Source organism: Sphaerotilus sp. (assembly GCF_031429695.1).
In the GTDB taxonomy this organism is placed as follows: Bacteria; Pseudomonadota; Gammaproteobacteria; order Burkholderiales; family Burkholderiaceae_C; genus Sphaerotilus.
In genome coordinates this window covers 21845-34783 of record NZ_JANPAB010000091.1, presented here as the reverse complement: position 1 = coordinate 34783, position 12939 = coordinate 21845, and the positions used below count along the sequence as shown (strand labels likewise).

Below are 12939 nucleotides of genomic sequence, written 5' to 3'. Positions count from 1 at the left end.
GCGGTCGAGCCACACCACGGGACAGTGGATCGTGGTCGATGGAGGCTACACGCACCTGGACCGGGCCCTTGGGCAGGCAGTGGGCAAGGAATTGGTAGGCCGTGTAGGACTTGAACCTACGACCAAAGGATTATGAGTCCTCTGCTCTAACCAACTGAGCTAACGGCCCCCGGAGGAAGGACCGCGATTGTAGGGCTTTTGCCGCTGGTTTCACTTCTGACTCAGCGCGTTGCCCACCAGCCGTGACGTGATGTCCACGATCTGGATCATGCGGTCATAGGCCATGCGGGTCGGGCCGATCACGCCGAGCGTGCCCACCACCTGACCATCGACTTCATAGGGCGCGGAGACCACCGACAGGTCGTCGATCGGCACCAGCCCGCTCTCGCCGCCGATGTAGATGCGCACGCCCTCGGCGCGGCTGGAGCCGTCGAGCAGGCGCATGAGTTGCGTCTTCTGCTCGAACAGGTCGAACATCTTGCGCAGCGAGCCCAGGTCGCTGCCGAAGTCGCTGACCTGCAGCAACTTGCGCTCGCCGGAGACGACCACGCGGGCCGAGTCGTCGCTTGCGGCCTCGCTGCCGGCCTGCACCGCCGCCTGCATCAGCGTGGCGATCTCGCCGCGCAGGGCGTCGACCTCGTGCTTCAGGCCCTCGCGCACGTCCTCGATGCTGCGGCCGGCGTAGTGGGTGTTGAGGTAGTTGGTGGCCTCGATCAACTGGCCCTGGGTGTAGTCGTGGAGGGTGAAAAGCACGCGGTTCTGCACGTCACCGTCGGGCGACACCAGAATCAGCAGCACCCGCCGCTCACCCAGGCGCAGGAACTCCATGTGCCGGAACACGCTGGTCTTGCGCGGCGCGGTGATGACGCCGACGAAGCTCGACAGGTTCGACAGCAGGTGCGCCGCGCTGGCGATCACGCGCTTGGGCTGGTCGGGCTGCAGCGGCTCGATCAGCGGCGCCATCGACGAATCCTCGAAGCGGTGCGCCGGGCGCGAGGTGAGCATCGTGTCCACGAAGACGCGGTAGCCCCGCGCCGTGGGGATGCGGCCAGCAGAGGTGTGCGGACTGGCGATCAGGCCCAGCTCCTCCAGATCGGCCATCACGTTGCGGATCGTGGCGGGCGACAGCTCCAGCCCCGAGGTCTTCGACAGCGTGCGCGACCCCACGGGCTGCCCATCGGCGATATAGCGCTCCACGAGCGTCTTCAGCAGCATCTTCGCGCGGTCATCCATCATGCAAACGATTGTAGAGTTCGCGGGCCTGCCCGGGCGGGTTCGGCCCTCGGGGATCCTTCAAACGCCTGTGGTGTAATTTCTGCATGACCAGCCGATTCCGACACGCCGCGCTCATCGGCAAGTACCAGGCCCAGGGCATGCGCCCGCTGCTGGAAGAGATCGCCCACCTGCTGACCCGCCGGGGTCTGGAGGTGTCGGTCGAGACGGCCACCGCGCAGAACACCGGCCTGACCGGCTACCCGATGCTCACCCCGGACGAGCTGGGCCAGCACTGCGACCTGGCCATCGTCGTCGGCGGCGACGGCACGATGCTCGGCATCGCCCGCACGCTGGCGCGCTACGGGGTGCCGATGGTGGGCATCAACCAGGGCCGGCTCGGTTTCATCACCGACATCCCCGTGGCCCGCGTGACGCAGACGCTGCGGGCCATGCTGGCCGGCGACTACGAGGAGGAGCACCGCGCGATGCTCGACGGCCGCGTGGTGCGCGGGGGCGAATCGATCTACAGCGCGGTGGCGATGAACGACGTGGTGCTGCGCAGCGGGACGACCTCGATGGTGGAGCTGCGCGTGGAGGTGGACGGCCAGTTCGTCGCCAACTTCCGCGCCGACGGGCTGATCGTGTCGTCGCCGACCGGCTCGACCGCCTATGCGCTGTCGGCGGGCGGGCCGATCCTGCACCCGGGCGTGGCCGGCTGGCTGATGGTGCCGATCGCGCCGCACATGCTGTCGAACCGGCCGATCGTGCTGCCGGACTCGTGCGAGATCAGCATCGAGATCGTCTCGGGGCGCGAGCCGTCGGTGAACTTCGACATGCAGTCGCTGGCCAGCCTGCTGCACGGGGACCGGATCACCGTGAACCGCTCGGAACACCGGGTGCGCTTCCTGCACCCGCGTGGCTGGAACTACTACGCCACGCTGCGCCACAAGCTGCACTGGAACGAAGGTGTCGTCTCCGGCGACGGGAGCGCCTGATGCTCAGACGGCTGTCCCTGCGCCACTTCGTGATCGTGAGCCGGCTGGAGGTGGAATTCCAGGCCGGATTTGCCGTGCTGACCGGCGAGACCGGCGCCGGCAAGTCGATCCTGATCGACGCGCTGCAGCTGGCGCTCGGCGGCCGTGGTGATGCGGGCGTGGTCCGCGAAGGCGAATCGCGGGCGGAGATCGGCGCCGAGTTCGAGCCGATCCCCGCGGCGCTGACCGCCTGGCTGGACGAGGCCGGCTTCGACGCCCAGGACGACGCGCCCGGCACCCTGCTGCTGCGCCGCACAGTGGACGCGCAGGGCAAGAGCCGCGCCTGGATCAACGGCAGCCCGGCGACGGTCGGCCAGCTCAAGGAGGTCGGCGAACACCTGGTCGACATCCACGGCCAGCACGCCTGGCAGAGCCTGACGCGGCCGGCCTCGGTGCGTGCGCTGCTGGACGACTACGCCGCGATCGACCCGCGCCACATGACCGACGCCTGGCAGCAGTGGCGCACGCAGCAGGCCCGGCTCGACACCGCCCGCCAGCAAGGCGCCGAGCGGGCGCTGGAGCGCGAGCGGCTGGCCTGGCAGATCGGCGAGGTCGACAAGCTCGCCCCCGGCGAACACGAGTGGGCCGAGCTGAACGGCGAGCACCAGCGGCTGGCGCATGCACAGGCCATCCTCGACGCACTGCGGGCGGCGATCGAGGCCACCAGCGAGAGCGAATCCAGCGCCGAAACGCTCACCGGCCGCGCGCTCGACACGCTCGGCGAAGTCAGCAACTACGCGCCCGAATTGCAGGAGGTCATCGAGGTGCTGCAAAGCGCCCACGCACAGCTCGCCGATGCGGCACACAGCCTCAACGCCCTGCTGCGCCGCACCGAACTCGACCCCGACCGGCTCGACGAACTCGACGCCCGGCTGTCCTCCTGGGTCGGGCTGGCGCGGCGCTACCGGCGCATGCCGGAGGAGCTGCCGGCGGTGCTGGCGCAATGGCGCGCGCAGCTCCACGAGATCGACGCCACCGCCGACCTCGACGCGCTGCAGCAGCAGACCGAGGCCGCGCGGCAGCTCTACCTGGCCGCCGCCAGCCGGGTGTCAGCGACACGCCACCAGGCCGCACCCACGCTGGCCGCCGCGGTCACCACCGCGATGCAGGCGCTGGGCATGGCCGGCGGGCGCTTCGAGATCGCGCTGGAGCCGCTGCCCGAGCCCCAGTCGCACGGGCTGGAGTCGGCCGAGTTCCTCGTCGCCGGCCACGCGGGCAGCACGCCCCGGCCGCTGGGCAAGGTCGCCTCGGGTGGCGAGCTGTCGCGCATCGCGCTGGCCATCGCCGTGACCACCAGCCAGCAGCGCCAGGCCCGCGGCACCGGCGCGGCCACGCTGATCTTCGACGAGGTGGATTCGGGCGTGGGCGGTGCGGTGGCGGACACCGTGGGGCGGCTGATGCGCCGACTGGGCAGCGAGCGGCAGGTGCTGGCCGTGACCCACCTGCCGCAGGTGGCCGCCTGCGCCGACACGCACCTGCTGGTCAGCAAGGCCAGCGAAGCAGGCCGCACCCGCAGCGACATCCGCACCCTTGATCCGGCGGAACGCATCGGCGAAATTGCCCGCATGCTGGGTGGACAAGCGCGCTCGGACGCCGGGCAGGCACACGCCCGTGAGATGCTTGCCGCTGTGGACATTCGTTTCCAGCCCCAGCGTTTCCAGACCAACCGCGCCCCTTGACCATGCCCAACAACAACGACAGCAGCCGTCCCGACGCCGCTCCTGCAAAGATTCCGCCCGTGGTCCTGATTTCCGGCATCTCCGGCTCGGGCAAGTCCGTGGCGCTCAATGCGCTGGAAGATGCCGGCTATTTCTGCGTGGACAACCTCCCGCCGGAATTGCTGCACGAGTTCATCCGGCTGGAGCGCAAGTTCCCCACACGCCGGCTGGCGATCGCCGCCGACGTGCGCACGGCCTCGTCGCTGCCCAAGCTGCTGCCGGTGATCGACGCCCTGCGGCGCGAGGGCACGCCGGTGCTGCCGATCTTCCTGGACTCGCGCACCGAGACGCTGGTGCGGCGCTTCTCCGAGACGCGCCGCCGCCACCCGCTGTCGGCCGAGGACGACGACCACGGCCACTCCCGCTCGGCGCTGGGCGAGGCCATCGAGCGCGAGCGCGACATGCTCAGCCTGCTGCGCGAGATCAGCACCGTGATCGACACCAGCGACCTGCGCCCGACACAGCTGCGCTCGTGGGTGCGCCAGCTCGTGGGCGCCGCGCATTCGTCGCTGACGCTGGTGTTCGAATCGTTTGCGTTCAAGCACGGCGTGCCGCGCGATGCGGATCTGGTGTTCGACTTGCGCGTGCTGCCGAACCCGCACTACGTGCGCGAGCTGCGTGCACTCAACGGCCGCGATGCCGGCGTGATCGACTTCCTGCGCGCGCAGCCCGAGGTGGCCGAGATGCTGGCGCAGATCGAAGGCTTCCTCGCCCGCTGGCTGCCCGCCTATGAGCAGGACCAGCGCAGCTACCTGACGGTGGCGATCGGCTGCACCGGCGGGCAGCACCGCTCGGTGTACTCGGCCGAGCAGCTCGCCGCGCGCTTCCGGGAGCGCATCCCCACGCTGATCCGGCACCGCGAAATCGAGGCCCGCGAGGCCGCGGCGGCACACCCATGAGCGGGCACCCTGCCACGGAGCCGGTGGTGCGGGGCGCCTTTGGCGATCTGCTGCCCCATCTGCCGCTGTTCCCGCTGGGCACGGTGCTGTTTCCCCAGGGCCTGCTGGCGCTGAAGATCTTCGAGACGCGCTACCTCGATCTGATCACGCACTGCCTGCGCAGCGGCGCGCCGTTCGGCGTGGTGACGCTCGTGCAAGGTGCGGAGGTGCGCGCCGGGGATGGCGAGGTGCGTTTCGAACACGAAGGCTGTCTGGCCGAGCTGATCGACTGCGACAGCCCGCAGGCCGGCATCCTGCAGATCCGTTGCCGTGGCTTGCAACGCTTCACCGTCTCGCAGGTCCACCAGGCGCCTGACGGCCTGTGGCGCGCGGACGCGGTGTTGCAGCCCGCCGACGCCGTGGAGCCTCCACGCCCCGACTTTCAGGCCAGCGTCGTCGCCTTGCAGCGGGCCATCGACACCCTGCAGGCCCGCGACCAGGCGCCCTTCCTGACGCCGCACGCGCTGGACGATGCGGGCTGGGTCGCCAATCGCTGGTGCGAGATCCTGCCGATCCCGCTGCCCACCCGCCACAAGCTGATGATGCTGCCCGACCCGCACGCCCGGCTGCAACTGGTGGACGGCTTCCTGCGCCGCCACGGCATTGTCAGCGACTGAGGAGCAGCCGGGTGAACGGCGCAGGCAGCCCGATGCGGTCGAGCTGGTCCAGCGGCCACCAGCGACCTGCACCCAGACCCGCGGCGAGCGCATCCGCCTCGGGCCTGGTCAGGTCGAGCCGGCGCGGGTGCAGCGTCCAGTCGAGGTGGGTGAGGACATGGACAAACCCGGGCAACGCGACCACGTTCGCCCCGCTCGCACCCACCGCATCCTGCAGGGATTCGGCATCGTCGAACATCGGCAGCGACCACAGCCCCGCCCAGATGCCACTGTCCGGCCGCTGCTGCAGCCACACCGCATCGGCGGTCTGCAGCCACAGGCACCAGTTCTCGCGGCGCGAACGCTTGAGCTTGCGGGTACGCACCGGGTAGTCGGTCATCCGGCCCGACGCACGCGCCGCGCACAGCCCCGACAGCGGGCAGATCAGGCAATCGGGTTTGCTCCGCGCGCAGACGGTGGCCCCCAGGTCCATCAGTCCCTGCGTATAGGCGGGCATGTCGGTGCGGTCGGCGGGCAGCAGCGCGGTGGCGTGCTGCCACAGGATGCGCTCCTGCGCCTGCTGCGCCAGATCGCCATCGAAGGCCAGCGCGCGGCTCAGCACGCGCTTGACGTTGCCATCGAGGATGGAGACGCGCTCCTCGTGACAGAACGCCGCGATGGCGGCTGCGGTCGAACGCCCGATGCCGGGCAGCTCGGCCAGTACCGCAGCACTCGGCGGAAACACGCCGCCGTGCGCCGACACCACGGTCTGCGCGCAGCGGTGCAGATTGCGGGCGCGGCTGTAGTAACCCAGCCCGCTCCACAGCGCCAGCACGTCGTCCAGCGGCGCCGCGGCCAGCGCCGCGACATCGGGGAATCGCGCCAGAAAGCGGTCGTAGTAACGCAGCACCGCAGCGACCTGTGTCTGCTGCAGCATGATTTCCGACAGCCACACGCGGTAGGGGTCGCGGGTGTTCTGCCAGGGCAAGGCGTGGCGGCCGTGGGTGCGCTGCCACGCCACCAGCGCGTCGGCGAGCTGACTCATGCCGAAGCGGGCACCGGGGCAGCGGGAAGCGGCAAGGTGCCCGGCATGGACGACTGGAAGGGGCCGAAATCGCTGGCCAGGCCCATCTCGTGGCGGGTGGCGGCGCGGCGGCTGCGCTCGAACAGCGCGTGCAGCCGCACCTCGATCGATGCCAGCCGCTGGTCCTGCGCCTCGATCTCCAGCAGCCGTGCCTCCAGATCGCTGGCGGCAGTGCGGATGCGTTCCAGCGACTCACGCCGGCGCTTGAAGGCCTTGCGGCGCTCGCGCAACTGGGCGTCAACCTGTGCGGAGGTCGTGCGGCTCCACAGTTCGATCTCGCTGGCCGCGCTCTCGAACACCACGCGCAGCCGCGACATCAGCATGCGGCGGAACTGCTCCAGGAAACGGGGTTGCGACAACCGCATCGCCTGGCTCAGGCCAAGGTACTGCACGTAATTGCGCTCGATCAGCGCCAGGTCATCGCGGAAGCGCGACAGCTCCGGTGCCGAGGGCGTGGCCAGCGAGAAGCCATATTCAGCATTGAGCCTGGCAAACGAGCCGGCGAGCATGTCGCGCAGGTCCTGCGCTTCTTTCTGCGCGCCATCGAGCGCCACGCGCAAGTCGGCGAAGAGCTGCACGAACGAGCGTCGCGCGCCCAGCTTGAGGAAGGACTCGCGGATCGAGCGGACCATGCCGTCCACCAGGGTGCGCAGCGGCTCGCCGGACAGCCCGTTGAGCACATTGCGCAGCGTGCGCGAATGCACCGTGCGCAGCGCCTGGATCTGGGTCGTGCATTGCTCGAACTCGACCGTCTCGGTGCCCACCCGCTGCAGCATCAGCGCCACCTTGCCGCTGCTGCGCCCGCGCAGGCCGCGCAGCTCGTGCAGCTGCTCGGAGAGATGGCAGCGCAGGTCGGTGAGGTTGCGCGAGGTCTGTTGCTGAACGACGGCCAGCGCCTCCAGCGTGAGCTGCTCGAACACCGCGCGGCGCTGCGGCAGCAGTTGCTGCGCCAGCGCCTGCTCCAGCGCCAGCAGACGGCTGTCAGCGAGCAGCTGCGCATTGCCCTCGACCCGTGCCTCCAGCGCCTGCCGGGCGGAGATCGGAAACACCCGCGCCATCGGCATGTCCAGCGTGCGCGCCACCTGGACACACTGCTGGGTGATCTGCGCCTCGTTCTCTTCGGTAGACGACAGCGGGTCCACCAGCGCGTCGATCTTGTTCAGCACCACGTAGCGTGTCAGTGCCTGCGAGGCGAGGTGGTCACGCCAGATCTCCAGATCGGATTTGGTGACGCCGGTGTCCGCGCCCAGCACGAAGACAACGACGTGTGCGCTCGGCAGCAGGCCGACGGTCAGCTCAGGCTCGGCGCCGATCGCGTTCAGGCCCGGCGTGTCGAGCACGACCAGCCCGCGCTTGAGCAGCGGGTGCGGCACGTTGATGACCGCGTGGCGCCACAGCGGAATCTCGACCCGCCCGTCGTCGAGCATGGGCGGGTTGTCGGCGGGGTGGTCGTCGTCCCAGAAACCGAGCTGGCGGGCCTCGTCCACGGTAGCGGCACGGATACCCTTGACCGCGTTGAGCGCGTTGGCGAACGACGCGGGATCGGACACATCGATGGGTTCACGGCGCCAGGCCCGTGGCTGCCCGCGCAGCTCGGCCAGCGAAGCGCCATCCAGCCGCGTCTCGATCGGCAGCAGCGACAGGCCCGGCGGATCTTCGGGATCCCAGCCCAGTTCGACCGGGCACATCGTCGTGCGCCCCGGCGAGGCCGGCATGATGCGCCGGCCGGCGTCGGCGAAGAAGATGGCGTTGATCAGCTCGGACTTGCCACGCGAGAACTCGGCGACAAAGGCCACCACCAGCTTCTCCCCCGCCAGCCGCTGGCGCAGCGAGTCGAGCAGGTCGCCGGCGCCCTCATCCAGCAGGCTCTGCTCGCGCAGGAAACGCACCAGATCGCGTACCCGCTCTTCCAGCGTGACGCGCCAGACCCCAAGCGCATCGAGGCTGCGGACAAACGGCTCCTGGACCGAACCACTGCTCGCTTCGGCGAGAACGGATTCGACAGGGGTCGGCGTGGTGCTGGTCTGATCGTGGGAGTGCTCGCTCATCGCTGTGCCGGTGCTTGCGTCCGCTGAAGGGTCAGCGATCATGGTAGCGCAGCCCCTGTCTCAGGGATGCTGGCAACTGGGGCAGAAATAGGTAGCCCGTTGTCCTTGCACGATGCGTTGGATCGGCGTGGCACAGTGCCGACAGGGCAGCCCGGCGCGGTCGTAGACCCGGGCCTGAGACTGGAAAGCGCCGCCCATGCCGTGGGCATCGCGGAAGTCGCGCAGCGTCGAACCGCCCGCAGCCAGCGCGCGGCGCAGCACATCCTGCACCGCAGCGACGAGACGCTCGCAGCGCTCGGCGCCAAGTTGCTGCGCGGGGGTCTCCGGGTCGATGCCTGCCTCGAACAGGGCCTCGGAGCAGTAGATATTGCCGACGCCCACCACCACGTCGCCCGCCAGCAATGCCTGCTTGATGGCCACGCGCCGCCCACGCAGCCCCTCCTGCAGCACCGAGGCGGAAAAACCCCGCTCCAGTGGCTCGACACCGAGACGCGCCAGCAGGGTCGCGGCAGGCGCACGGTCCAATCCGTCGGACCAGACCACAGCGCCAAAGCGGCGCGGGTCGGTCAACCGCAGCGTGCCGCGGTCGGTGTCCAGCTCGAAATGGTCGTGCGGGCCGGGCGGTGGCAAGGCGGCCTCGAACCTCAATGAGCCCGACATCCCCAAGTGCAGGAGGATGCCTCCCGTGTCCAGTGGCATCCACAGGTATTTGCCACGGCGCAGCAGCGGCCCGACGATCCGGCCGGCAAGGCTGTCCGGCTCGACCCCCAGTGGCCAGCGCAGCGGTTTGCCCAGGCGGGCGGCACGCACACGCGCACCTTCAATGCGGTGCGTCAGGCTCAGGCGGGTGACTTCGACTTCGGGCAATTCAGGCATGTCGGCATTATCGGAGCGGCCGATCGCCCGCCCGCCACCCGCCTAGAATGGCCTGCACCACGGAGCCCACCTCGATGCCACTGCACCTTGCCGCACGCCCTTCCCGAGCGGTCCGAAGCCGGTCTGCCCGTCCACCTGTCCGGCGGTGGCTCGCATGGCTGGTCGCCCTCGGACTGACCCCCGCGCTTGGCGCCGCGCAGACTGCCGCCGCCGCGCCCGCAGCCAAGTCGCCCGTGATCAGCCGCTCGGCGATGGACGGCGTGCTGTTCTACCAGCTGCTCGTCAGCGAGCTGGAGCTGCGCCAAGGCGATGCCGGTCTCGCCTTTCAGGTGATGCTCGAAGCCGCCAAGCGCAGCCGGGAGGAAGCGCTGTTCCGGCGTGCCGTGGACATCGCCATCGGGGCCCGTGCAGGCGAGCAGGCGGTGTCCGCGCTCAAGGCCTGGCGCCAGACCGTCCCGAAATCGCGCGACGCCGCCGAGATCGAGACCCAGATGCTCATGGCCCTCGGCCGCCACCAGGAGGCCCGCGAGCCGCTCAATGCCTTCATCGACCTCACGCCGGCCGAGGAGCGCGCAGGCGCCATCGCCAGCCTGCCGCGGCTGGTGCTCAGCGGCGAGAAGCCCGAAGAGGCTGCGCAGGCCATCGACGAGGTGCTCAAGCCCTGGCGCAGCAAGCCGGCGACCCGGCTCGCTGCGCTGACCGCCTCGGCCGGCGCCTGGCTGACCGCCGGCAACCGCGAACGCCCCCTGGCGCTGCTGCGCGAAGCCCACGACGCCGACCGCAGCCACCAGCCCACCGCGTTGCTTGCGCTGGAGCTGATGAAGGACACCCCGCAAGCCGAGGTGTTCGTCACCGGCTACCTGGCCACCGCGAATTCGGCCAGTGGCGTGCGCGCGGCCTATGTCCGCCGGCTCACCACCGCGCAACGCTATGGCGAAGCCCTGGCCGAGGTCAGCAAGCTCACCGCAGGCGAGCCTGAACTGGCCACCGGTTGGCTGATGCGAGGGGCGCTGCAGATCGAACTGGGTCAGCCGGCAGGTGCCAAGGCCTCGCTGCTGCGCTTTCTCGCACTCAAGGAAGCCACGCCTGCGCAGGCACTGACGCCGCCGATCGCCAGCACCGGCGAGGACGACGAGATGTCCGACAAACCGGACGATCAGGCCCAGCTCGCCCTGCAGCGCAACGACAACCAGGAGCTGGGCCAGGCCTACCTGATGCTGTCGCAGGCCGCCGAGCAGCTCAAGGACTACCCCGGTGCCTTGAACTGGCTCGAAAAGCTGGCCAACCAATCCGGCCAGTCGGCCAGTGCCAGCGTGCTGCAGCGGCGGGCATCGTTGCTGATGCGCCAGGGGCAGCTCCCGCAGGCCCGCGCCCTCCTCCAGCAGATGCCGACCGGCACTCCGGAGGAAAAGCGCACGCGCTTCATGGCCGAAGCCCAGCTCCTGCGCGACGCAAAGGAATGGACAGCGGCCTACACGCTGCTCACACAGGCCAACGCGCAGGTTCCTGATGACACCGACCTGCTCTACGAACAGGCCCTGCTGGCCGAGAAACTGCTGCGCTTCGACGAGATGGAGACGCTGTTGCGCCGCGTCATCCAGCTCAAGCCCGACCAGCAGCACGCCTACAACGCCCTCGGCTACAGCCTGGCCGATCGCAATGTGCGCCTGCCCGAAGCCCGCACGCTGATCGAAAAAGCCCTGTCGTTCACGCCGGGAGATCCCTTCATCACCGACAGCCTGGGCTGGATCGAATTCCGGCTCGGCCGCCTGCCGGACGCCGCGCGCCTGCTTGGCGACGCTTACCGACAGCGGCCTGATGTGGAGATTGGCGCGCATCTGGGTGAGGTACTGTGGTCGATGGGCCGGCAGGAGGATGCACGCAAGGTCTGGCGTGAAGCCCAGGTCCGGGACGCGGGCAACGAGGTGCTGTCCGAGACGCTCAAACGCCTGAAGGTGGCGCTGTGAAGCGGCGCAAGCTGCTTCTCGTGGCCCTGGCTTCGGCCATGCTGGCCGGCTGTGCCATGGTCGTCATCCCGCCCACTGCAGCGCCCGATCCGCTGGCGCGCAGCTACGCCGGCCGGTTGGCCGTGAAGGTCGAGGGCGACGACGCCCGCTCGTTCAGCGCCGGTTTCGATCTCCAGGGCACCGATGTCCGCGGGCAACTCGCATTGATCAGCCCGATCGGCACGCAGGTCGGGCGGGCGGTCTGGCAGCCCGGATCCGTGCTGTGGCAGAGTGCGGACGGAGACCGGCGCTTCGACACACTCGATGCACTCGCCGAGGAGATGCTGGGCGAAGCCGTGCCGCTGGCGGCGCTGTTCGACTGGATGGCCGGTCGACCGTGGCACGCGCTACCGAGCCGCCCACTGTCCGTGGCAGATGGCGGCACCGAGACCGGCTTCCGGCAGCTCGGCTGGAACGTGCAGACCGGCCGTGTCGCCGATGGCGTGATCGTCGCCCAGCGGCGCCTGCCCGCACCCACGCTGACCGTGCGCATCAAGCTCGACACCCCCTGAACCACAGCCATTCCCGCATGTCCTTGTCCGCCCTGTACGACTTGCCCGCCCCGGCCAAGCTCAACCTCTTCCTGCACGTCGTCGGCCGCCGCCCGGACGGCTACCACCTGCTGCAATCGGTGTTCACGCTGATTGACTGGTGCGACACGCTGCACATAGAGCGCCGCGCCGACGGCAAGATCAGCCGGGAGGATCTCGGGCCGGCCCTGCCTGACGACGACCTCTGCACCCGGGCAGCCCGCGCACTGCAAGCGGCCAGCGGCGTCACGCAGGGGGCGCACATCGCCATCGACAAGCAGGTACCGTGGGGCGCAGGGCTCGGCGGTGGCAGCTCCGACGCAGCCACCACGCTGATCGCACTGAACCGGCTGTGGGGCCTGCATTGGCCGCGCGCACGTCTGCTTGAACTCGGTCTGACGCTGGGTGCGGACGTGCCATTTTTCATCGGTGGACACAACGCCTGGGTAGAAGGCATCGGTGAACAACTCACGCCGATCGACCTGCCGCCAGCGGCCTACGCCGTGCTGAAACCACCCGTCACCGTGCCTACGTCGGCGATATTTTCGAGTCCTCTCTTGACACGAGATACCCATCGCACCACAATGTCGTTCTTTCTTGCACAGCCAAAGTCCTTCGAAAAAAATGATTTGCAAGCCAGCGCCGAGGCGTTCAGCTCACAAATTGTTGACGGACTTGAGATTCTCAAGCAGAATTTCGGGCTCAGCAGAATGAGCGGATCAGGAAGCGCAGTGTTCGCGCCGTGTGAAGCTCAGTCGCAGGAAAGCAGTGTCAATATGTCAATTGCACGGATTCGGAGTTTGGCGACACCGGGTTCAGGCTGGACAGCAAGGTACTGCAGCAGTCTGGCGCACCACCCTTTGTTGTCTTGGTGCGCTGATTGAAGAAACAGAT

The 12939-nt window shown here is 69.1% G+C and carries 11 protein-coding genes and 1 tRNA gene; 7 read left to right on the top strand and 5 right to left on the bottom strand.

Annotation, left to right across the window (positions count from 1 at the left end):
• Positions 1–92: 92 nt before the first annotated feature.
• Positions 93–169 (bottom strand) — tRNA-Ile (locus tag RMP06_RS17645).
• Between the two features lie 41 nt (positions 170–210).
• Positions 211–1236 (bottom strand): heat-inducible transcriptional repressor HrcA, encoded by a 1026-nt coding sequence (gene hrcA / locus RMP06_RS17640; RefSeq protein WP_310463102.1) that lies wholly within the window; start codon positions 1234–1236, stop codon positions 211–213.
• An 83-nt stretch (positions 1237–1319) separates the two neighbouring features.
• Between hrcA and RMP06_RS17635 the strand changes: the two genes are divergently transcribed.
• The 4 genes from RMP06_RS17635 to RMP06_RS17620 are packed head-to-tail and all read left to right on the top strand — an operon-like array spanning position 1320 to position 5522.
• Positions 1320–2210 (top strand): NAD kinase, encoded by an 891-nt coding sequence (locus RMP06_RS17635; protein ID WP_310463101.1) that lies wholly within the window; start codon positions 1320–1322, stop codon positions 2208–2210.
• Positions 2210–3928 (top strand): DNA repair protein RecN, encoded by a 1719-nt coding sequence (gene recN / locus RMP06_RS17630; protein WP_310463100.1) that lies wholly within the window; start codon positions 2210–2212, stop codon positions 3926–3928. The genes RMP06_RS17635 and recN overlap by 1 nt, the downstream gene beginning before the upstream one ends.
• 2 nt (positions 3929–3930) lie before the next feature.
• Complete coding sequence (gene rapZ, locus RMP06_RS17625) at positions 3931–4866, top strand: RNase adapter RapZ (protein WP_310463104.1); 936 nt, start codon at positions 3931–3933, stop codon at positions 4864–4866.
• Positions 4863–5522 carry an LON peptidase substrate-binding domain-containing protein gene (locus RMP06_RS17620; RefSeq protein ID WP_310463099.1) on the top strand — a complete coding sequence of 220 codons (660 nt, stop codon included), beginning with the start codon at positions 4863–4865 and terminating at the stop codon, positions 5520–5522. Before rapZ ends, RMP06_RS17620 begins: the two co-directional genes overlap by 4 nt.
• On the opposite strand, the gene mutY is transcribed toward RMP06_RS17620, so the two are convergent.
• Genes mutY through mutM form a run of 3 tightly spaced genes read right to left on the bottom strand, consistent with a single transcriptional unit; the run spans position 5512 to position 9509 of the window.
• On the bottom strand, positions 5512–6546 hold the full coding sequence (mutY, locus tag RMP06_RS17615; RefSeq protein ID WP_310463098.1) for an A/G-specific adenine glycosylase: 1035 nt from the start codon (positions 6544–6546) through the stop codon (positions 5512–5514). The genes RMP06_RS17620 and mutY overlap by 11 nt on opposite strands.
• On the bottom strand, positions 6543–8633 hold the full coding sequence (locus RMP06_RS17610; RefSeq protein ID WP_310463097.1) for a dynamin family protein: 2091 nt from the start codon (positions 8631–8633) through the stop codon (positions 6543–6545). The genes mutY and RMP06_RS17610 overlap by 4 nt, the downstream gene beginning before the upstream one ends.
• A 60-nt stretch (positions 8634–8693) precedes the next feature.
• Positions 8694–9509, bottom strand: a complete 816-nt coding sequence (gene mutM, locus RMP06_RS17605) for a bifunctional DNA-formamidopyrimidine glycosylase/DNA-(apurinic or apyrimidinic site) lyase (protein WP_310463096.1) — start codon at positions 9507–9509, stop codon at positions 8694–8696.
• A gap of 74 nt (positions 9510–9583) precedes the next feature.
• Between mutM and RMP06_RS17600 the strand changes: the two genes are divergently transcribed.
• The 3 genes from RMP06_RS17600 to ispE are packed head-to-tail and all read left to right on the top strand — an operon-like array spanning position 9584 to position 12929.
• Entirely contained in the window at positions 9584–11476 is a 1893-nt protein-coding gene (locus RMP06_RS17600; protein ID WP_310463095.1) for a tetratricopeptide repeat protein, read from the top strand.
• Positions 11477–11496: 20 nt separating this feature from the next.
• Positions 11497–12027: an outer membrane lipoprotein LolB gene (locus RMP06_RS17595; protein WP_310463094.1), complete on the top strand. Its 531-nt coding sequence runs from the start codon at positions 11497–11499 to the stop codon at positions 12025–12027.
• 17 nt (positions 12028–12044) lie between these two features.
• Complete coding sequence (gene ispE, locus RMP06_RS17590; protein WP_310463093.1) at positions 12045–12929, top strand: 4-(cytidine 5'-diphospho)-2-C-methyl-D-erythritol kinase; 885 nt, start codon at positions 12045–12047, stop codon at positions 12927–12929.
• Positions 12930–12939: the final 10 nt, after the last annotated feature.